The organism is Corynebacterium sp. MSK044 (assembly GCF_030232825.1).
Lineage (GTDB): Bacteria > Actinomycetota > Actinomycetes > Mycobacteriales > Mycobacteriaceae > Corynebacterium.
Window position 1 is genome coordinate 131586 of sequence record NZ_JASPJJ010000003.1, and the last position, 20662, is coordinate 152247.

The 20662-nt window shown below is 62.4% G+C and carries 20 protein-coding genes; 13 read left to right on the forward strand and 7 right to left on the reverse strand.

The window, feature by feature from the left end; all coding sequences use genetic code 11:
- Positions 1-167 precede the first annotated feature (167 nt).
- From QP994_RS03390 to QP994_RS03425, 8 genes are all read left to right on the forward strand, one after another.
- Positions 168-1106: an endonuclease domain-containing protein gene (locus QP994_RS03390; RefSeq protein ID WP_284865380.1), complete on the forward strand. Its 939-nt coding sequence runs from the start codon at positions 168-170 to the stop codon at positions 1104-1106.
- 613 nt (positions 1107-1719) lie between these two features.
- Positions 1720-2322 carry an acetyl-CoA acetyltransferase gene (locus QP994_RS03395; protein ID WP_284865381.1) on the forward strand — a complete coding sequence of 201 codons (603 nt, stop codon included), beginning with the start codon at positions 1720-1722 and terminating at the stop codon, positions 2320-2322.
- 216 nt (positions 2323-2538) lie between these two features.
- Positions 2539-5517, forward strand: a complete 2979-nt coding sequence (locus QP994_RS03400) for a Na+/H+ antiporter subunit A (protein WP_284865382.1) — start codon at positions 2539-2541, stop codon at positions 5515-5517.
- Positions 5517-6005, forward strand: coding sequence for a Na(+)/H(+) antiporter subunit C (locus QP994_RS03405; RefSeq protein WP_284865383.1), 489 nt, complete (start codon positions 5517-5519; stop codon positions 6003-6005). The genes QP994_RS03400 and QP994_RS03405 overlap by 1 nt, the downstream gene beginning before the upstream one ends.
- On the forward strand, positions 5998-7788 hold the full coding sequence (locus QP994_RS03410; RefSeq protein ID WP_284865384.1) for a Na+/H+ antiporter subunit D: 1791 nt from the start codon (positions 5998-6000) through the stop codon (positions 7786-7788). Before QP994_RS03405 ends, QP994_RS03410 begins: the two co-directional genes overlap by 8 nt.
- Positions 7785-8345 (forward strand): Na+/H+ antiporter subunit E, encoded by a 561-nt coding sequence (locus QP994_RS03415; RefSeq protein ID WP_284865385.1) that lies wholly within the window; start codon positions 7785-7787, stop codon positions 8343-8345. Before QP994_RS03410 ends, QP994_RS03415 begins: the two co-directional genes overlap by 4 nt.
- Positions 8338-8616, forward strand: a complete 279-nt coding sequence (locus QP994_RS03420) for a monovalent cation/H+ antiporter complex subunit F (RefSeq protein WP_284855212.1) — start codon at positions 8338-8340, stop codon at positions 8614-8616. The genes QP994_RS03415 and QP994_RS03420 overlap by 8 nt, the downstream gene beginning before the upstream one ends.
- 2 nt (positions 8617-8618) lie before the next feature.
- Entirely contained in the window at positions 8619-8999 is a 381-nt protein-coding gene (locus tag QP994_RS03425; protein ID WP_284865386.1) for a monovalent cation/H(+) antiporter subunit G, read from the forward strand.
- Positions 9000-9021: 22 nt separating this feature from the next.
- Here the strand turns inward: QP994_RS03425 and QP994_RS03430 are convergent, their stop codons facing one another.
- The 3 genes from QP994_RS03430 to QP994_RS03440 form a co-directional block, all read right to left on the reverse strand.
- On the reverse strand, positions 9022-10152 hold the full coding sequence (locus QP994_RS03430) for a glutamate--cysteine ligase (RefSeq protein WP_284865414.1): 1131 nt from the start codon (positions 10150-10152) through the stop codon (positions 9022-9024).
- 23 nt (positions 10153-10175) lie between these two features.
- A complete protein-coding gene (locus QP994_RS03435) occupies positions 10176-11270 on the reverse strand; it encodes a LytR C-terminal domain-containing protein (RefSeq protein WP_284865387.1) in 1095 nt (364 codons plus the stop codon).
- Positions 11271-11457: 187 nt separating this feature from the next.
- The gene (locus tag QP994_RS03440) at positions 11458-11673 is read right to left on the reverse strand and encodes a DUF3263 domain-containing protein (RefSeq protein WP_102723475.1); all 216 of its coding nucleotides are present in this window, start codon (positions 11671-11673) and stop codon (positions 11458-11460) included.
- Positions 11674-11695: 22 nt separating this feature from the next.
- Between QP994_RS03440 and QP994_RS03445 the strand changes: the two genes are divergently transcribed.
- From QP994_RS03445 to QP994_RS03460, 4 genes are read left to right on the forward strand one after another with little or no spacing between them, the layout of a single operon-like run.
- On the forward strand, positions 11696-12259 hold the full coding sequence (locus QP994_RS03445) for a peptide deformylase (RefSeq protein ID WP_284855216.1): 564 nt from the start codon (positions 11696-11698) through the stop codon (positions 12257-12259).
- The gene (locus QP994_RS03450) at positions 12220-13233 is read left to right on the forward strand and encodes an N-acetylglutamate synthase, CG3035 family (protein ID WP_502869997.1); all 1014 of its coding nucleotides are present in this window, start codon (positions 12220-12222) and stop codon (positions 13231-13233) included. Before QP994_RS03445 ends, QP994_RS03450 begins: the two co-directional genes overlap by 40 nt.
- Before the next feature lie 5 nt (positions 13234-13238).
- Positions 13239-14027: an exodeoxyribonuclease III gene (locus tag QP994_RS03455; protein WP_284865389.1), complete on the forward strand. Its 789-nt coding sequence runs from the start codon at positions 13239-13241 to the stop codon at positions 14025-14027.
- Positions 14024-15544 (forward strand): phospholipase D-like domain-containing protein, encoded by a 1521-nt coding sequence (locus QP994_RS03460; protein WP_284865390.1) that lies wholly within the window; start codon positions 14024-14026, stop codon positions 15542-15544. Before QP994_RS03455 ends, QP994_RS03460 begins: the two co-directional genes overlap by 4 nt.
- A gap of 17 nt (positions 15545-15561) precedes the next feature.
- Here QP994_RS03460 and QP994_RS03465 read toward each other — a convergent pair whose 3' ends face one another.
- The 4 genes from QP994_RS03465 to QP994_RS03480 form a co-directional block, all read right to left on the reverse strand.
- Positions 15562-16503 carry a putative endonuclease domain-containing protein gene (locus tag QP994_RS03465; RefSeq protein WP_284865391.1) on the reverse strand — a complete coding sequence of 314 codons (942 nt, stop codon included), beginning with the start codon at positions 16501-16503 and terminating at the stop codon, positions 15562-15564.
- A gap of 341 nt (positions 16504-16844) precedes the next feature.
- Positions 16845-17600 (reverse strand): ABC transporter permease, encoded by a 756-nt coding sequence (locus tag QP994_RS03470; protein WP_284855220.1) that lies wholly within the window; start codon positions 17598-17600, stop codon positions 16845-16847.
- Positions 17593-18627, reverse strand: coding sequence for an ABC transporter ATP-binding protein (locus tag QP994_RS03475; protein WP_284865392.1), 1035 nt, complete (start codon positions 18625-18627; stop codon positions 17593-17595). Before QP994_RS03475 ends, QP994_RS03470 begins: the two co-directional genes overlap by 8 nt.
- Positions 18614-19084 (reverse strand): NUDIX domain-containing protein, encoded by a 471-nt coding sequence (locus QP994_RS03480; protein WP_284855222.1) that lies wholly within the window; start codon positions 19082-19084, stop codon positions 18614-18616. The genes QP994_RS03475 and QP994_RS03480 overlap by 14 nt, the downstream gene beginning before the upstream one ends.
- Positions 19085-19246: 162 nt before the next feature.
- Here QP994_RS03480 and QP994_RS03485 point away from each other — a divergent pair, with 162 nt between their 5' ends.
- Positions 19247-20656, forward strand: a complete 1410-nt coding sequence (locus tag QP994_RS03485) for a GlnX family signal transduction membrane protein (protein ID WP_284865393.1) — start codon at positions 19247-19249, stop codon at positions 20654-20656.
- The last annotated feature ends 6 nt before the right edge of the window (positions 20657-20662 follow it).

Genomic DNA, 20662 nt, shown 5'->3' on the forward strand with positions numbered 1-20662 from the left:
GAACCTCGTCGCTTTTTAGCCAGTATTCGGGTTCTAAGGTTCGGGGTTTGGGTTTTCTAGGGAGAATCAACGCTTGCATACCGAGTACCGCCTCGCCCAAGCTCTGCTAACGTCCCCCTAAGAGCGCTCGGGGGAGCGCAACCATAAGGGGACCACAGGGGGGACCAATGAAGAATATTGAGCTGCGCGACTTACTCCTGCCGCGCGGGCAGGCCCAGCACCAGGAATGCGTGAAACTCTCAGCTACAAAATTCATCGCAGCCGAGGACTGGAACCAGCTCAAGCGCTACCAGCAGAATTATCTCAGGTGTTATGCGATTGCGACAGCCTCACACAAAGCGATCCTTGTCGGACGTTCCGCCGCCCAGTTCCTCGAGCACTGGGTTCTCCCACTGCAGGACGAGGTCGTCGAACTTGCCCACACCTCGGGCAAGCCACCTTCCATGCAGAAGTGGCCACCTAGCACCATGTTCCACCACATGATCATCCCGGACATGGACTACAACACGTTTCAGGCCAGCGACGGCACCGGCTCTAGCATCGTGCGGGCAACGACGGTGGAAAGGACGATCGTCGATATCGCTCGTCTGCATGGTCTGCGCCACGGCGTTGCGGCGCTGGACAGTTGGCTGGAGGGCGAAGCACCGATCAACGTGCAGGTAAAACAGAATCAGATCGCAGCAACTATCGCGCGGTTGACCGGCAAGAAGGGCATCGCGGTGGCACGGGAGGCGCTCGCGATGAGTATTTCACTGTCGGAGTCACCCTATGAATCGCTCTTCCGCATCATCCTCACCGAGCACGGCATCACGACACAGCCGCAGATGCGGATCGGGCACCGCGTGCGCGTTGATCTGCTGTGGGATCAGCTCGTCATTGAGATCGACGGCGCGATGAAGTTCGAGGACCTCCCCCACGAAACGGTGATGAAACAGCTCCGCCGCGAAAACTGGCTGCGCGAGCAGGGCTACGAGGTCATCCGCCTGTTCCCCGCCGATATCCTCCGCGATGAGGATGACTGTGTCCAGCGTGTCATCACTGCTTATCGACGCTCCCAGAACCGCGGCCCCATCCTCACCCCCGCCCGGGCAAGCCGGACCCTCTAAAGGTCAGACCGACTCCATGCCTGTATCCCCCCGCCACTTTCCCCCTCCCGCCCCCTCTTACCCCTTGCCACCCCCTCTCGTCGCCCCTTGCCCAGCCAAACCCCGAACTCTAGAGCCCGAACTTCGGCCAAAAAGCAGTGATGTTCGGGTTCTAAAGTTCGGGTTTTGCGTGATTGGGGGTTGGGCGGTGATGCTGGGTGGAGCTAGGCGGAACTGGGTGACGCAGCACGGGCGCAGGACGGACGCTGTGCAGGATGCAATGCAGAGCGAGCCCACCATCAAGGCGTTCCATATAGTGGGATCAGGGGTAGATTTTTTGAGACAGCACCAAGGGGTCTGAGCTGCGACAATGTCAAAAATGGACGAAATAGCCAGAAAAAGTTGCCCCCAGTGTGTTGCGCATCACCAGACGGGTGGGCTACTGTCACAGACATGCAAAAGCAGATTCTTCTACGAGCCCTAGCGCCGCTAGCGCTAGCGGTGGTAATTAAGGCCACCGACCCCAACGCGGAGTAACCGACTCCCTGCGGTGTGGGGTAGTGGTCCTTAGCCACCCAGTACTAGCGAGTCGGTACACCCCCAACACAAACCGCAAACGTAGAAGGACATACTCGTGTCTTACACCGAGACTCAGACTCAGACCCAGCAGACCACCCAGACTCGCTTCGAGGGTTTCACCTCGGAAACTCCGGAAACCCCGGCTACCCCGGCACCGCAGCAGACGACGCAGCAGGACACGCAGCAGCATGAGGCTCTGGATCCGTTCCAGCTGCGCTACGAGACGTCGCGTCGTTTGCCGCGCGAGCTGCGCGAAGAGGCCATGGGCATGTCCTGGTCCTTGTTCACTGCCACTTACGCGCCGACGCCGACGGTTAAGTTCTCCGACATCACCGCTACCCGCGAGAACTGGTGCTACACCACCTACGCTGCGGATGTCACCCGCACATCCAAGACCTACCCGCCGCAGACGGAGCACCGTGAGGTCACGGCTTCTGGTCCGGCGCACGCTTTTGCGGCGATGTTGGCGGAGGAGGATCGTTACGTTGAGATCCTCGAGTTCCACCAGTTTGAGATCTTTGAGGCGAAGTTCACCGCCATCAAGGTCGCTCACCAGATCAACGAGCGCAACACCGCTTGGGCTGTCGGTTTTGGTACGACCAGCGAGATCTCCATTGCCTCCGCAATGGCCTCTGGTGCGCAGCGCATCTACGGCTAGACCAGAAGCTAAGCCAGCGACTCAGCCAAAAACTAAGCCAACCCTTTGTTGCCACGACACCATCGGGTAAAAATCTGTAGACTGTCTGAAGTTGGCCGCGCCTCCATGACGCGCCTTTTGATTTGGTTTCACGTGTTTCCCAAGTTGGCAGGGTGTGTTTGTTAGCTGCTGCATCCTTAACCGATTGATCGATCTTCTCGGGAGGACCGTGACACCGTGATCACCCTGCTCATCGCGCTCATTGCCGCAACTGCGGCGGCGCCAGTCCTGGTTCGTACGCTAGGCAGGCCCGCTTTTGGTTTGTTGGCTCTGGTGCCCGCGGCGGGGTTTTTCTGGTTGGTGTACCACTTCACGGCGGGGACCTTCCACAACGGGGGCGAGATCCTGGCCACGTATCCGTGGATGCCGGGGATGCACCTGAATATTGAGTTCCGGCTCGACGCGTTCGCGGGGCTGTTCGGCCTGATCATCCTGGGTATCGGCGCGCTGGTGTTGCTGTATTGCTGGGGCTATTTTGATTCGAATCCGCGGCGGTTGAGTATCTTCGCGGCGGAGCTCACCATGTTTGCCACGGTGATGTACGGGCTGGTGATCTCGGACAACATCTTGATGATGTACATCTTCTGGGAGATCACCTCCGTGCTCTCCTTTCTGCTGGTGTCGTATTACGGGGAGCGTGCGTCCTCACGAAGGGCGGCGACGCAGGCACTGCTGGTCACCACGTTTGGCGGGTTGGCCATGCTAGTGGGCATCATCCTGTTTGGCACCCAGACGAATGTGTGGAAGTTCTCGGAGATCCCCGGTCTGACCAACCTGGCGGACATCCCGGGAATCACCGCGGCGGTGATGCTCATCCTGCTCGGCGCACTCACTAAATCGGCGCAGGCACCGTTCCACTTCTGGTTGCCCGGCGCGATGGCGGCACCGACACCGGTGTCCGCCTACCTGCACTCCGCTGCCATGGTGAAGGCCGGTGTGTATGTGGTGGGAAGGTTGGCGCCGGATTTTTCGTCGATAAGCGTGTGGCATGTGGTTGTGCTTCCGGCGGGCGTGTTCACGATGCTGCTGGGTGGCTGGATGGCGCTGAAGCAGCGCGATCTGAAGCTGATTCTGGCGTATGGCACGGTGTCGCAGCTCGGGTTTATGACTGCGGTGGTGGGCATTGGCTCGCGCGAGGCGATGCTTGCGGGGCTAGCGCTCGTGTTTGCGCACTCGCTGTTTAAGGCGGCGCTGTTCATGATCGTCGGTGCGATCGACCACACAGCCGGCACGCGCGACATCCGCGAACTCTCCGGGCTTGGGCGCAAGGAACCACTGGTTGCGGTACTGGCCACGCTCGCGGCGGCGTCAATGGCGGGCATCCCGCCGCTGTGGGGCTTCGTGGCCAAAGAAGCCGTGCTCGAGACGACGATGCACGAGGAACTGCTGGTAGGCATGCCGCGCAATGTGCTGCTCGTCGGTTTCGTCGCGGGCTCGATCCTCACCATGACCTACTCGCTGTACTTCCTGTGGGGCGCCTTCGCGCGCAAGCAGCCGCGCAACGTGGGCATTGAGCTTATCCGCGGCGTCTCCCCCGCCGTCGCCACCATGAAACCCATCAACTTCCTGCAGTGGGCACCGCCGGGCCTGCTGGTGCTGCTGACCATTGTGTTCGGTCTGGTTCCCAAACCCCTGTCGGCGATTTTCAACCAGTATCTGCACGTGCGTTTCCCGCAGGGCGAGCACCAGGATCTGGCGCTGTGGCACGGCATTACTGTCCCGCTGGCGCTAAGCGCGGTGATCATTGCTACCGGTGCGCTGATGTTCTGGCAGCGTGAGCTGCTGAACAAGATGCAGTTTGAGCGTCCGGCACTGGGCGATGCGGATGAGCTCTGGGACAATATGTTGCGGGTACTGCGACAAGCGAGCCTTCGCTTGACCGCTTCGACGCAGCGCGGTTCTTTGACCATCAACCTGGCCGTGATTTTCAGTGTGCTGTTAGTGGTGCCGCTGACGTCACTGGTGTTTGGGGATTCCGCGGATGTTCACATGAAGCTGTGGGACAACCCCTGGCAGGGCATGACGGTGCTGGTGCTGATCAGTTGTGCGGTGGCGGCGACGATCATTCGGAATCGTTTGTCCATGGTCATCCTGGTAGGTTTGACGGGCTACGGCTCCGCCGTTATCTTCGCTTTCCACGGCGCGCCGGATCTAGCGCTGACGCAGGTGCTGGTGGAAACGCTGGTGATGGTCGTGTTCATGCTGGTGTTGCGCAAGCTGCCCACCGAGGTGGACGTGCGCGATACCGACAACCGTCTGCGCGCTTGGCTGGCCGTGGGTACTGGTTTCTCCGTTGTGGTCGTGGCCATCGCGGCGATGTCCGCGCGGATCACCGAACCGATCTCCCGTTTCATGCCGGACCTAGCCTACGACATCGGCCACGGCCGCAACACCGTGAACGTGCTGCTGGTGGACTTGCGTGCCGCGGATACTCTCGGCGAGATTTCCGTTCTGGTCATCGCCGCGACTGGTGTGGCCAGCCTGATTTACCGCACCGAATCCTTCACTCGTGACTCGCGCCGCCCGACGTTGTCCACCCACCGCCCGCGTTGGCTCGCCGCGGGCGTGGAAGGCGAGAAGGCACAGAACCGCTCCATCATGGTGGATGTGGTCACCCGCCTGCTCTTCCCGGCGATGGTGTTGCTGTCTGCTTACTTCTTCTTCTCCGGCCACAACGCACCGGGCGGCGGTTTCGCCGGCGGCTTGGTCATGGGCCTTGCGCTGACGTTGCGCTACCTCGCCGGTGGTCGGGAGGAGCTCGAAGAGGCGCTGCCGGTGGATCCGTCGAAACTGCTCGGCGCGGGCCTCCTGCTCTCCGGCCTAGCAGCGGTGATCCCGATGTTCCTCGGCTACCCACCGTTGACCAGCGGGTACATCGAGCCGGTGTTGCCGCTTATCGGCGCAGTCACCATCCCGTCAGCCCTGCTTTTCGACGCTGGCGTGTACACCATCGTCGTCGGCACCACCATGCACACCTTGACTTCCCTTGGCGCACAAATCGACCGTGAGGAAGAGGAACGCAAGGAACGCGCACGCGATCGTGCCCGCGCGCTGCAGCAGAAGAATGAGGAGCGCCGACGGGCACGCGAAGCGGCCAAGTCTGCAAAGGCCGCTCAGACCCCTGTGTCCCCGATCAACTCTGAGGAGGCGAAGTAATGGAAGCGAATCTGTTCCTCCTCATCGCATCTGGCGTGCTGATTACCGCCGGCGTGTACCTGATGTTGGACCGGGCGATGACGCGCATGCTGCTTGGCGTCATGCTCATTGGTAATGGCGCGAACCTCCTCCTGCTGCAGGCTGGCGGGGAGGCTGGAGCACCGCCGATTGTGAACCGCGATTCCGCAGCCGCTGAGCAATCCGCAGACGCTTTGGCCCAGGGCATGATCCTCACCGCGATTGTGATCTCCATGGCGCTGGTGTCCTTCATCCTGGCGCTGATGTACAGGCAGTACCGCTACCGCACGGACGATGTGATTGAGCACGACGCGGAGGACCAGGCCATTGCGGCCCGCCCCGCCACCCCGGCAGCGGCACCGGATGCGGACGCGTCGGATGACCCAGAGACCGGCCGTATGAGTAGTAGTGGTGATGCCTTTGGTCCCCGCTCCTTTGAGAGCCCAGTGAAGGAGGTCGACGATGAATAGCGCGGTGAACGCTCCCACGCTTTTTGAGCAGTACGTTGACTTCCTGCTCCCCTACATGCCGTACCTGATTCCCCTGCCGGTGCTCATCCCTGCGTTGGCAGCCGGGCTGATCTTGTTGGCTGGTGGCCACCGTGGGCTGCAGCGCAACATCGCGTTCATCACCTTCTTGGTGCTGGCCGGTGTCGCCGCGTCCATGATTTTGGTGGCGGATATCTCCGGCATTCAAACACTGCAGATGGGTGGCTGGGACGCCCCCATTGGCATCACGTTTGTGGCGGACCGGCTCTCCGGCATCATGCTCTTTGTGTCCGCCATCGTGCTGTTTTGCGTGATGTGGTTTGCCATCAGCCAGGGTATCCGGGACGGCAATGAGAATGACCCGGTTGAGGTGTTCCTGCCGGTGTACATGCTGCTGTCCATGGGCGTGAACTTGTCCTTCCTGGCGGGCGACTTGTTCAACCTGTATGTGGGCTTTGAGATCTTCCTGGTTGCCTCCTACATCCTGCTCACCATGGGTGCCTCGCCCCAGCGTGTGCGCGCGGGCATCAGCTACGTGATGGTGTCCATGTCCTCGTCGATGGTCTTCCTGTTTGCCCTCGGCCTGGTGTATGCCTCCGTGGGCACGGTGAACATGGCGCAGGCGGGCATCCGGTTTGAGGACATCCCGGATGGCACCCGCACCGCGATCTTTGCCACTTTGCTCGTGGCCTTTGGCATCAATGCGGCGGTGTTCCCGCTGGATGCGTGGCTGCCGGACTCCTACCCCACCGCCGCATCCCTGGTCACCGCTGTGTTCGCGGGCTTGCTCACCAAGGTCGGTGTGTACTCCATCATCCGGGTGAAGATGACTATGTTCCCGGATGGCTCCTTAAGCACCCTCCTCATGTGGGTCGCGCTGGCCACCATGGTCATCGGTGTGATGGGCGCGCTTGCCCAAAACGACATCAAACGTCTGCTGTCCTTCACCCTGGTCAGCCACATCGGTTACATGATCTTCGGTGTCGCCTTGGGCACCCCGCACGGTTTGAGTGGCGCGATCTTCTACGCGGTCCACCACATTCTGGTGCAAACCTCCCTGTTCCTCGTGGTCAGCCTTATCGAACGTCAGATGGGCTCCTCCCAGCTGCGCCGCCTCGGTTCACTGCTGTACACCGCGCCCGTGATCGCGTTGTTGTACATGATCCCGGCTCTCAACTTGGGCGGTATCCCGCCGTTCTCTGGCTTCATCGGCAAGGTCCTGCTCATCCAGGCCGGTGCTGAAGAAGGTTCGTGGCTGTCCTGGGTACTCATCATCGGCGCTGTGGTTACCTCGCTGCTCACGCTGTACGCGATGATGATCGTGTGGTCCAAAGCCTTCGTTCGCGACCGCAAAGACGCCCCCGAAGGCAATGTCGTCTCCGTCCGCGTCAGCCCACTCGGGGACATCTCGGACACAGTCTCGCTGGAAGATAGCCAGGACGCCGGTCGCGTACCCGCCGGAATGCTTGCCTCCACCGCTACGCTCGTCGCGGCATCCGTGGCCATCACATTCCTCGCGGGCCCCATCGCTGCGATCACGGGCCGCGCCGCGGACTCCTCCTTCGACACCAACCTTTACCGCACCGCGGTCCTGGGCACGGACTGGTCGAACCCCTCCCGGACGCTCGATCAAGGATCGCTTAACGACGACTCCGATGCCCTCCCCAACCGCCGCCACCACATCGAGGAACCGAGTGCCGGCGTGACCACCGTTCCGGTACCGACGCCGGCCGAGAAGACGACCGGAGAGGAGGCCTCCCGATGAGCCCCACTCGATTCACCCCCAAACGCCGCTTTGGCCGTAACCTCGCTGACCGCTTCCGTCCGTGGTTCATCGTCTGGCTCACAGCCATGTGGATCCTGCTCATGGGCGAGCTCACCTGGGCTAACGCCTTGGCGGGTCTGCTGCTGGGCACCGCCATCACGATGCTGCTGCCCCTGCCCAAGCTGCCCACCAGTGGTATCCGGGTGGATTTACCCAAGCTGTTTGTTTTTGTCATCCGCTGGGTCGGGCAGCTCATCGTCGCTGCCATCAATGTCTCCTGGCTGGCCATTCGCCCTGCGGACCCACCCCGCAGCGCCATCTTCAAGGTTCCCATGCGCCTGGATTCAGAGCTGGCACTGTACTTTGCCACCTGCGCGTATAACCTCCAGCCCGGTGGGTGTGTGACGGATATTGATCTGGCTAATCGCACCTGGACCATTCACGTGTTGTCGGCGGGGACGCAAGATGACGTCGAAAAGGCATTGGCTGATGTGCAGAAACTGGAACGCTCAATGATCGAGATTTTTGAGAAGCGAAAGGGCCCCAAACATGGATGACGCGATTTATAACACCGTGCTCGCCTTCGCGGCGATCCTCCTCGTGGCTGGGTTTTTTGTCACCACGTGGCGCCTGATCATCGGGCCGAACTCGCTGGACCGCGTCATTGCGATGGACGGCATCGTCGCCTCCATCCAATGCGCCCTGGCCACCTACATCTGTTGGACGCTAGACACCACCGTGGTCAACGCCATGTTCGTGGTAGCCATGCTGGGCTTCATCGGCTCCCTGTCCGTCGCCCGCTTCCGTAAGAGGGACGGTGCACTGTAACCATGTGGAACCTCGCTTTTATCACCGATGTCCTGTCGCTGATTTTCATCGTCGCCGGCGCCCTCCAGGTGTTCTTCGCCTCCGTAGGCATGAACCGCTTCCGCAGCACACTGGCGCGCGTTCACGCGGTGACCAAACCACAGACCGTGGGCCTGATCATGGTCATCATTGGAGTCATCTTCCGGCTCATTGGGGATGAGCATTTCGACGTCGGCCAGCGCGGCGACGTTGGCATGCTCCTCCTGCTCGTCCTCTTCGCGCTCATGACCAACCCGGTCACCGCGCAGCGCCTTGGCCGCGTCTCCCGCCGCGAGGGACTCTACGGTGAGGAAGAGGACATTGCTATCAACGAGCACCCGGGGGACCTTCACAAATCGCTTTAATCGTAGGTCGGACTTATCCGACCTACGGGTGCCCGGCGCGCAGTTCCTCCACCGCCTGGTCCACCGCACCACGCCAATCCCCCGTGGCCTCGAACACAGCGCGTTGACGCTGGTAGGCGGCACCACCGTCGATGATTTCGTTGACGATGTTCAACTCCTCCACACACCCCAACCGCTCTGCGATCGGCTGGAGCTCCTCCACTAAGTCGCGCAGATCGTCCGTGACTAGGCGCTCATCGGTGTCGCGGCTGGTGATGATCTCAGCTTCCAACCCATAGCGAGCACCCCGCCACTTATTCTCCGCCACATGCCACGGTTGGAGGGTGGGGAGGGGGCGGCCTTGGTCCAACATGTCGTCGAAAAGCACAACGAGGCAGTGTGTGAGGGCGACGACTCCGGCGAGCTCACGTAGGTTCGTGGCGGCGTCGGAAATGCGCACTTCGATGGTGCCCCATTTGGCGGCGGGGCGGACGTCGAAATGCATGGAGCCCGTGTGTGACGTGACGCCGGAGATAGTCTGGTCGCGCATGAAATCGACCCACTCCTGCCAGCTGCCGAATTGGTACGGCATGCCCGCGGTGGGAAGCTGCTGGTAGAGCATCGTGCGGTTGGATGCGTAGCCCGTGTCCAGGCCCTCCCACGCGGGGCTCGATGCGCTGATGGCCAGCAGCTGCGGGTACTTCGTCATGATCGCGTTGATGATCGGCCACACCCGATCCTCATGCCGGATCCCCACGTGCACGTGCGTCCCCCACAGCAGCATCTGCTGCCCCCAATACTGCGTGCGGTTGATGATCTCCTTGTACGTCGGCTTATCCCCCACCGGCTGCGTACGGAAATCCGCAAACGGGTGGCCGCCGCCCGCCCACAACTGCAGGCCCATATCGTCCGCAACCTGCTGGATCTTGTCCTTCGTCTCCGCCAGATACGCCATTGCCTCGCCCGTGTTCTGGCACACCGGCGTGACCAGCTCGATGGTGTTCTTCAGAAACTCCTTCTCCAAGTGCGTGCCGGGCCAACGCTTCTCCACTTTGTCGATCACGTCCGCCGCAAACGGCACCAAATCCCTGCTCAGCGGGTCAACTAGCGCGATCTCCCACTCCACGCCCAACGTCGGACCCGCCGAACGGTTGAAGTCACGGAACGGATCCATGTGTTGGTTCAACGTCATTCCTCCTACAGGGCAACCGGGCCCGTGAGCACCAGCGTCAAAGAGCCAGGCTTCGCCGCGTTCTCAGGCACCGACGCATCATTTGGCTTAGCGACGCCCCCCACTCTCTCCGCCAGCACCCTCGCCCGCTCTTCCGCCCCCGGCGTTGCCGGGTCAAAGAACACGGTGTTCTCAGTCAGAATCGCCTGCGCCTCGGTGATATTGCCCACCTCGCCGATACGCGTGCCCTGGTCCTTCAGCGTGCCAGACACATCCGCCGCCAGATTCGGAACCGTGGAGTTGTTAAAGACGTTCACCGTCTCATTCTCCGCCGTCATCGGCTCGTTGTTATTGGTGGCGCCGTCTGCGCCGTCCGTGCCGGCCTGGTCAGCCCCTTCGGTCCCTTCAGCCGGGCTGTTCGGATCCGCCGGATCCGCCGGGTCCACTGGGTTGCCGCTATTCGGGCCACGGTTCGTATCGCCTGGGTTCCGGCCCTGGTTCTGACCTTGGTTCTGGCCCTGCTGTTCCTGCTGGTTCTGCTGCTCCTGCGCGGTCGTGTCCCCACCTTCCTTGCCAGACTGCGTCATTGCGTAAACACCCCACAGGCCAAGGAGGATGGCCACGGCAATGAGGATCATCGCCAGCCCACGCTTCGGCACACCACTCACAGCGGCCGCCCCGCCGGCGAGCGCTGCACCACTGCCGGTCGCTGCACTGCTGGATACGGTGCCAGCACCTGCACCAGCCGCACCCGCTGCACCCTCCGCACCAGCCGCAGCTGCGTCGCTTTCCGCAATGCTCGCACCCATGGCTCCGGCTGCGAGGACGCCTCCGCGGTCATCCTCTTCCGATTCTTCCAGTTCAGCCACGTAGTCGTAGGGTTCGTCGGCGTAGCCGTCCTGGTCGTAGTCGTCGTAATCCTCGTAGCCTTCAACGTCCTCGAACTCGACGTCTTCCACCCGCTCCAAACGGTGGTGGCGGCCAGCAGCGGGTTCGTCGTAGAACTCCTCGAAGGCCTCGTCGAAGGAGCCGTCCGCCGCCTCCTCATACAGATCGCGGGCGCGGTCAGCGCCCTTACCGGAGTTGTCGCGGTTGCCATTAACAGGATTCACATTAGTCACAACCGTCACCCTAATGTGGGTCGCGCGACAGGCCCCGAGCGACGCGCCGGTGGGCCAGCTTTCCCCGCCCCACAAGCTCTCAAAGTACCCATCCGAGAAATCTCACACCGGCCCGAACGCGACCTGGGCGAATACGGACCCACAACCTCGTGGGGCGTGAGAAATATCGACCCCGACCCACAAACCCCTACCCCAGGGCCCGCTGGTCGCGGATGCGTTGGAGGCGGCGGACGAGTTGGGGGCGAGCGGCGAGGGCGGAGGGGTCGTCAATAAGCGAATTGAGCTTTTGGTAGTACCTGAAGGGCGACATGCCGAGCTCAACGCGGATGGCTTCCTCGCGGGCGCCGAGGCTGCGGGGCGCGCGGGCGGCGAAGTCGAGGATGGTCAGGTCGGAGGGCTCCACGCCCCCACCTTATACTGGCCCCATGATCCGACCCATTGTGATTTACGGCGACCCGGTTTTGCACAACCCTACGGAGCCGGTGACGGAGCCGATTGAGGAGCTCAAGCAGCTGATCGCGGATATGCACGAGACGATGGACGCCGCGCACGGCGTGGGGCTGGCGGCGAATCAGATCGGTGTGAACAAGCGGCTGTTTGTGTACCACTGCCCGGATGGGGACACGATGCGTCGGGGCACGGTGATTAACCCGGTGCTGGAGACCAGCGAGATTCCGAAGACGATGCCCAGCGACGACGATGAGGAAGGTTGCCTGTCGGTCCCGGGCGAGTCCTTCCCCACGGCCCGCGCGGAGTGGGCGAAGGTCACGGGCCTGGACGAGAACGGCAACGAGGTCGAGGTCGAGGGCACGGGCTTTTTCGCGCGCTGCCTGCAACATGAGGTCGGCCACCTGGATGGCTTTGTGTACCTTGACGTGCTCACCGGCCGCTACAAGCGCGAGGCGAAGCGCGCGGTCAAGCGCAACGGCTGGGATCACGCGGGTAACACATGGTTGCCGGGGACGGATCCGGACCCGTTCGGTCACTAGTGGTGTTTCGTCAGGGCCCGGCGCAACCGGGTGATCGGGTGGTGGTGCGGCGCCGCGCGGGTTCGCATTTGACGGATGTGATCGGGCACGTGGTCTCGCTGGATCCGCTGGTGGTACGACCGCAGAAGGTGGGCGGGTTGCCCTCCGAAGCCGAAGCGATCCGTATCGACGACCCGCTGATCGTGCGCCGGATGAGCCCGCGCCGCATCCGCAATTCAGACATTCGCGCAGTTGAAACCGCCTATGCCCGCGCGTTTCCAGGCCAATCGCGCATGCTTTTCGACGACTGGCTCACCCGCGCCGGCTCCGACATCGCCGAACGCTCCAACTCCGCAACCCCAATTGGCCATTCGGGTGGTTTCCGGCAGGTGCCGCTGGACCAGATCGTGGAGTTTTACCGCGAACGGGGCCTGCCAGCGCAACTGCTGATCCCGGAGCGGATTGGTGCGCCGGCACTGCGAGCGATTGAGGGCCGGCCGGAGTGGACGATCGGGCCGGAGATTCTGGTGATGACGCGCTCGTTGTCAGACCTGCCGACGTCGACGCCGTTGGACTTCGAGTTCCACATCGACCCTCACCCCGACGCCGACTGGCTAGCCATGTATCACTTCCGCGGGCAGCCACTGCCACCGGAAGCGCTGGCGGAACTCGCCGATGAGATTGAGGGCGAGCTCGGTTTCGGCCGCCTCACCCACCACGGCGAGACCGTGGCCGTCACCCGCGGCACGATCACATCTTCCGATGATGGCCGGGTGTGGCTCGGCTACTCCGCCGTCGAGGTGGCACCGGCGTTCAGGCGCCGTGGACTGGGCACGCAGCTCGGGGCGGAGATGCTCGCCTGGGGCCAAATCCGCGGCGCTACCGATGCGTACCTCCAAGTGTTGGCCAGCAACGATGCCGGTATCGGCCTGTACACCAAGCTCGGATTTATCGAGCACCACCGGCACCGCTACGCGCGCTGTGATCTAGGCTAGTGCCCATGCGAATTGCCACGTGGAACATCAACTCGGTGCGCACGCGCGTCGACCGCGCCGTCGCATTCTTAGAGCGCAACGACATTGATGTGCTTGCCATGCAGGAAACGAAGTGCTCAGACGACAAGTTCCCCTACTCGGCGTTTGAGGCCATCGGCTACGAGGTGGCACACGTGGGCTACCACCAGTGGAATGGTGTGGCGCTCATCTCCCGCGTCGGTCTGGAGGACATCAAAGACCACTTCCCCAACCAGCCCGGCTTTGACAAGAACCCGGACAACCCCCAGAACCGGGAAGCCCGCGCAGTCGGCGCCACGTGCAACGGGGTGGAGATCTGGAGCCTCTACGTCCCCAACGGACGGGAGATTGCGGATCCCCACTATGACTACAAGTTGGAGTTTTTGTGGAGGTTGGGGGAGGTCGTCGATAAGCAAAAAATGCAGGTCTTGTGCGGCGACTTCAACATCGCACCCACCGACAAGGATGTGTGGGAGCGCGCGTTCTTTGAGGGCAAAACGCATGTGACCGAGCCCGAGCGCGCGGCGTTCCAGCGCGTCGTGGAATCCGGGTTGAAGCAGGTCAGGCACGAGGAACCGTACTCCTACTTCGATTACAAAGGCATGCGGTTCCAACGCGGCGAAGGGATGCTCATCGACTTCCAGCTCGCCTCACCCCAACTGCCCGCGCGCGCATGGGTTGACCTCGAAGAACGCGCCGGCGAGAAAGCCTCCGACCACGCGCCAGTCATCGCGGAATATGACTTGAGCGCCCTGCTTATCGACGAAGTCCGATGAGCCTCTCCACCCTCCAACTCGTCCTGATGGTGATTGACTACACCATCAAATTCGCCGTGATCGGCGTGATCCCGGAAAACCGGAAACCCTCATCCGCGAACGCGTGGCTGCTGGTCATTCTGCTCATCCCATTTCTGGGATTGCCGCTGTACTTCTTCCTCGGCTCGACGTTCCTGTCGCGGCGACGCCACCGCATCCAACGCCAAGCCAACGAGCTGCTTAACGACGTCCACGAGAACTTCCCCGACTACCCCGCCGGCGCATCCGTGTCAGATGAGGTGGCGTCCATGGCGCACCTCAACCGCACACTCACCGGCTTCCCCGCTCTGGACGGCCACGTCAAAGCTGTTTGGACGGACTACCAGGGCACCATGCGCCGCCTGGCCGAGGCCATCGACACCGCCGAAAGCCACGTCCACGTGGAGATCTACGCCATGGCCTGGGACTCCACCACCGCCCCCGTGTGGGAAGCCATGGAACGCGCCGTCGACCGTGGCGTGGCCGTGCGAGTGCTGCTCGACCACATTGGCTCCCAAAAATACCCCGGTTTCCGCGCCTTCAAAAAGCGCATGACCGCCGCCGGCATCGACTGGCACCTCATGCTGCCCCTCCAACCACTCCGCGGCACCTTCCGCCGGCCGGACCTGCGCAACCACCGCAAGCTGCTGATTATCGACGACAGCGTCGCGTTCATGGGGTCTTTCAACCTCATCGACCGCTCCTACCTCATGCCCAACCACGTGCGGAAAGCCCGCCAATGGGTGGACACGTTCGTGGAGCTCACCGGGCCCATTGTCGCCTCCCTTGAAACCATGTTCGCCGTGGACTGGTACACCGAAGCCGGCGAAATCCTCTCCATCCGCGCACCTTTTGATGATGACACCGCTGACCACGACCAAAACGTCCTCCAACTCATCCCGTCTGGCCCCGGCTACTCCACCGAACCAAACCTGAGGATGTTCAACACCCTCATCCACCACGCCCGCCACCGCCTCGTACTCTGCTCCCCCTACTTCGTCCCCGACGACTCCATGCTGGAAGCCATCACCACCGCCTGCTACCGCGGCGTCCGCGTCGACCTCCTCGTCGGCGAAAAAGCCGACCAGTTCATGGTCCACCACGCCCAATCTGCCTACTACCAGCAGCTCCTCGAAGCCGGCGTACACATCTGGCAGTTCCCCGCCCCCTATGTCCTGCACACCAAGTTCGCGATTGCGGACCCGGCGGTCTGGACCCAAGCTGAGTCTGGGGCTGGGTCTGAGTCTGAGCCTGAGCCTGGGTCTCACCGCAACGAAATCGCCATCGTTGGCTCCTCCAACATGGACATGCGCTCTTTCTCCCTCAACTACGAGAACAGCCTGTTTATCCTCGAAGGCCCCCTGATCACCCAGCTCTGCGATCTCGCCGCCTCCTATCTCTCCGTCTCCCACCAACTCACGCTCGAGGAATGGAAGAAGCGGCCCTGGACCCGTCGCTACATCGATAACGTGATGAAGTTGACGTCGGCGGTGCAGTAGGGGCGTCGATAAGCATTTTAAGCTTTTTGAGCACGCTCGAGCGCGCGACGCACATCTGCAATGAACGTTCTGGGCTGCGCGAACACCTGCGTGGAGGAGTAGCGAACAACCTGAAAACCCCTGTTCAGAATGAGTTTCTCGCGCCGGCGCTCCTGGCGGATCGCCTCCTCGGGGTCCTCGTCGTATTTGAGCTCGCCGTCAATCTCCACCGCGACGCTCCCGCGAACGAGCAGATCGATCGCGTACGGCGGCACCACCTTCGCCTGCGGCTTCAGCGGCCCGATGCCCTCCTCGATGAGCAGCGCCCGCGCGTAGCTTTCCCCCGGCGCATCCGAACAATCCACCGCCTCCCGCAAGCTCCGCCGCGCGTGCTCGATCCCCTTCCGCATGCCCACCTCGCGTAGGTGTTTCTCCAGCTCCGAGCGCTTGTGCTTGTTCGCCAGCAGCCAATCCGCCGCCACCAGCCCCGCCCGGAACCCCTCCGCGCACGCGGTCTGCAGCCACGCACTCACCGGGTCCACCATCGCCGCCCCCAAAATCTGCACCACCTCCTCCGGTGGCGGCTCCTTCCGATACACGCAGCCCGCCGGCCACTTCGTCCGCGGCGGCACACCACCCGACCGCGTCGCCAGCGTGATCCGCTGCGCCACGTCCACCGTCCACATCCCGAGCACCCGCGCCGCCGAACTCCCCACCAGATACGAGCTGTTCACCGACTGCGCCGCCGCCAACGTCATCAGTATCTGCCGCTGATATCGCCGCAGCGCCATCATGTCTTTCCGCCGCACAAAGCGCCGGCTGGCCACCTTAATCAGCTCGCCGCGCTCAATTTGCTTCTCGACGCCCCTCGGCACCCTCCTCCCCACCCCCACCAACAACGAATTCAAATAAGGCAACTCTGGGTGCATGCGTTTATTGTCGCGGGGCCGCGCAGCGGTTTTCAAGGGAAAATTGTCCACTCTTGTGGACCTTCCTCGTCGCACCCCTACCCTGTTGCCGCCTTTTGCCGCCTTTTGCCGCCTTTTGCCGCCTTTTGCCGCCTTTTGCCGCCTTTTGCTGCCTGTTGCCGTCTGTTGCTGCCTTTTCAGCTGCCGCAGCTGAAGCCTATTCACTCCCGCCCCACGCGTTTCACATAAGTTTGCCAAACTGCCCAAAAACGGCCGTTTTCAGGCCAAAAATCGCGAGTTTGGCAAACTTAGGTGCAACTGCCGTGACAGGTGGGATTTGGAGGCGCGAGGAAGCGCGTAGAAGGCCACAAAAAGACCCGCCGACCACGGCCGGCGGGTGCGAATAAACGGGGCTAAACGTCGCGTTTCTCTAGAAGCAGCAATCCGATGCCGTACAGCACCACCGCCCACACCCCGAAGAGGAGGAGGGACTGCCATAGTTCGATGGGGGCACTCACCCCCGGCTCCGGCCCGGGGTTCTGGATGTTGGAGGTGAAGTACTGCAGGTTCGCAAAGGGCGCGTAGGCCTGAATGTCCTTGCCCACTTTGGGCAGGAACCCAATCAGTGGCTCGACGGCGAACTGCCAGCCCAGGTACGCTACCAAGGCGCCGGCGGTCTGGCGCACAATCCAGCCAACACCCTGCACGAGCAGCACCGATACGAAGGTGGCCAGCGGGACCGCCCAGAGGGCGCGGCGGCTGTAGTCGTTGGAGGTCCAACCAATGGGGTTAGCAGCAATGAGGTCGCCGATGACGAAGCAAAGTACGAGGATCAGGAAGGACAGTGCGGCCGCGTAACCCCCGTAGACGATGAGTTTGGACAGGGCGACCTTCCATCGCTGGGGTGTCAGCGTCATGTTGGTGGCACTGACTTTGTAGCGGTACTCGGTGGTCACCACCATGATCGCCTGGATCATGAGCGTGAGCATGCCGAAGCTGAGGAAACCAGCGACAACCATGGCGCCGCCATAGGCCGGCATGTCTGGGGTGTCCAGGGACGCCATCAGGATGGCCCAACCGATGCTCAGGGCAATGGCGATGCCGGATGTCCACCAGAAAGAGGCGGTCGTGCGGAGTTTGGTCCACTCCGAAATGATGGTGTTAAGCACGGTGCGCGCCTCCTTGAATATCTTGAGCAGCCGGAACAGAAGAAGCCGAAGGAGCCGAAGAAGCCGAAGGAGCCGAAGGCGCGGCAGGAGCGGGCGCCCGACCCCCGGCTAGCTCAGCGGCGGCGTACTGCACAGCCCCCTCGGTGCGCCGGATGTAGGCGTCTTCGAGGGAGGCGCGACGCTCGGTGAGTTCGGTGAGCATGACGCCGGTAGAGAAGGCGAGGGCGCCGATGTCTTCGGAGGACTGGGAGGGAATCTCCAGGATGGGACGCCCCTCGGCGTCCACAGACTGGGTAAAAGCAATGCCTTCCGCAGTCAGGGCCGACCCAAACTCGGCAAGATGCGGGGTTCGCACAACTGTGGTGAGGGCGGAGTTTTCCTTGATGAAGTCGTGGACAGAACCGGCGGCAACAAGGCGGCCTTTACCAATCACGATGAGGTGGTCGGCGGTCTGCGCCATCTCGGCGAGCAGGTGGGAGGACACGAGCACGGTGCGGCCTTCCGCGGCGAAGCGGCGGAGGAGTTCGCGGACCCAGCGGATGCCTTCGGGGTCGAGGCCGTTGACGGGCTCGTCAAGAATGAGGTACTCGGGGTCACCCAGCATGGCGGCGGCGATACCCAGGCGCTGGCCCATACCCAGGGAGAATCCGCCGACTTTCTTACCCGCCACGGACGTCAGTCCGACGAGGTCCAGCACCGCATCCACACGCGAAGTGTCAATGCCGGAGGCCTGCGCCTGCCACAGCAGCGCATTGCGGGCGCTGCGGTTCGGGTGGATCGCCTTCGCGTCCAGCAGCGCACCTACCTTGTTCAGGGGGTTGGGGAGGGAGCGGTAGGGGGAGCCGTCGATAAGCGCGGTGCCCGCGGTGGGTGTGTCGAGGCCGAGAATCATGCGCATCGTTGTCGATTTTCCTGCGCCGTTCGGCCCGAGAAATCCGGTGACTACGCCCGGTTCGACGGTGAAGGTCAGGTCGTCCACAGCGCGGACCTGCCCGTACTCCTTCGTCAGGCTGTTAACTTCGATCATGGTTTTCAGCGTGCCATAGAAGCATGCTTAACGACGATTCAAATCCCCCATGCAACTCAAACTCCCTGATCTTTTCCAGTGGAACCCAACGCAGCTCCATAGATTCAGCGTTTGGTTCAAGCGGAATCGGCTCGCCGGTGGCGGTGCGGGCGAGGACAGTGGTGTAGGTCCAGCCGGGGGCTTCGCCGGCGGTGACCACAGCGGAGTCAATGAGCACGAGTGCTGGGTCAATACCGCATTCCTCCACTGTTTCGCGCAGGGCTGCTTCCTCGACCGTTTCGTGCGAGTCGCGGGCGCCGCCGGGTAAAGCCCACGTGCCACCGTCCGCGACCCAGTGCGCGCGGTGTTGGAGAAGAACGGTGTTTCCGGCGCGGAGAAAGAGTCCGGCCGCACCGTATTTGCCCCAAACCTGTTTGCCGTGTGGGCCTTCGACCCAACCGTTTCCGTCGCCTTCCATAAGCGCTACCCTACCCGCGAGTGTTGTTTAGCCCCACCTGTCACAGACGCACGGTAGTCTGAGGGAATGGCGCGCACGGAGGCGGCCGGTCAGGCCAGGGATAACGCGGGAGGACGCTCTCGCGTGCGATTGCCACGATTCAGTCCCCGGAAATCACGGCCGATGGTGAACGTCCAAGAGCATGAGGATGCGTGGCTGGATTCCCTCGAAGAAGCACCGGCGCGCACCGGCCTGCGGGGCCTGCGGGATAAGTTCTACGAGTCCCTGGGCGGCACCGGCCGCTGGATGGGCGACGCATGGAATTTCCTCAGCACGAGTCTGGGCCGGCTGCTGGCCTTGATGGTGCTGCTCAGCGTCATGCTTCTGGCCAGTGGCTATGCCATGAGCCAATCAGGCGAATCACGCGAGCACGCTTTGACAACACTGCTGACTGCCACCGAGCCCACCAGCGATTCGGCACACACCTTGTACACGAGTTTGAGCCAAGCGGATACCTTGGCCACCACGTCCTTTGTGCAGCCTGGGCTGCAAACGGCGGAGTCTCACCGGCGATATGTCACCACGATTGATAATGCTGTGATTGCGGCGGACGAAGTCGTGCGCGGCAGCGCAGTGGCCGGCGATCATTCGGAACATGCCGCGGAAGTGCAGGCGCTTGTCCGCGACATTCAGCGGATGCTGCCGCAGTACACCGGGCTGATGGAGCGCGCGCAGGCAAACCAACGCGTAGGCAATCCGCTGGGCGTGGCGTACATGACGCAGGCGTCCACTCTGATGCGTGAAACGATGCTGACCAAGGCGGAGCGCCTGCTGAACATCACCCGCGACCAAGTGGACGAGGAGATGCGACGGCTCACCCTGCCACAATTTGTTCCGCTATCCGGCCTGCTCGCAGGAATTGCCGCGCTGGTGTTCACGCAGTGGGTTTTGTGGCGCATGTTCCGGCGTCGCCTGAACCGTGGCTTCCTGGTGTCCACCGCCTTGATGTTGGCAGCAGCAATATGGGTGATCAGCGCGAACTCGGCGTCGTGGATAGCGGGAACACGAGGTTTTGAGGCGGCAAGCGACCAACTCGAGCAGCTCACCAGCGCCCGAATCACCGCGCAAGAAACGCGCACGACTGAAACGCTGACGCTGCTCACACGCCGCACCGGTGATCGCTCCGGCCCAGTAATGGGCGACACCGCCAGCGAGGTCACCCGCGCGTTGGATGTCGTCGCCCCCACCGCGGATCCGGAGCGCGTAGCCACCACCCGGCGCGCACTGACGGATTGGCGCGTCTCGCACTCACGCATGATGACATCGCTCCAGCAAGGCGATTACTCGCGCGCCGTGGACATCGCCGCATCGCCAGAGCTTGTCGACGCCTCCCCTTCCACCGCCACCTCCTTCCAAACCCTGGATAAAGGCTTGACGGATCTGATCTCCCAGTCCCGAACAGATCTGCGCGCGCACATCACGAACAGTTTGAAAGCCTCTGACAGTGTCGCGCCTGGCGTGATGGTGCTTACTATCTTGGCTTTCCTCATGGCGTGGGTGGGCGTCCGCCCTAGGATTCAGGAGTACCTGTGATGAAAC